This window comes from Nocardioides malaquae, assembly GCF_015070385.1.
Taxonomy (GTDB): domain Bacteria; phylum Actinomycetota; class Actinomycetes; order Propionibacteriales; family Nocardioidaceae; genus Nocardioides; species Nocardioides malaquae.
The window spans coordinates 1-241 of the sequence record NZ_JADCSA010001049.1 but is presented as its reverse complement, the minus strand read 5'-3'; the positions used below and the strand labels follow the sequence as shown (position 1 = coordinate 241).

Below are 241 nucleotides of genomic sequence, written 5' to 3'. Positions count from 1 at the left end.
GTTCCATATTGGAGACATTGCAGTCATTGGCCAGATGGTATGATAGATGGGCGGATAGTGATCTAACCAAACTAGGAGTTCATTCCATTTTCTTTGCTGCATTTAACCATTATGGCTACTGGTGGCAGGTTCCACAGAATGTACCACCACTGGCCTTGATGCATCCTGCAATGCCTGCAAAATGGAATACACCTTCACGAGGAACTCAAAAGATGAAAACAGGACGTGCCGTTAAGAGCAC

General features: G+C 45.2%; 1 protein-coding gene. It reads left to right on the top strand.

What is annotated here, in order from left to right; genetic code table 11:
• Positions 1-241: hypothetical protein (locus IEQ44_RS17460; RefSeq protein ID WP_227487710.1), on the top strand; the 241-nt coding region annotated here is incomplete at both ends.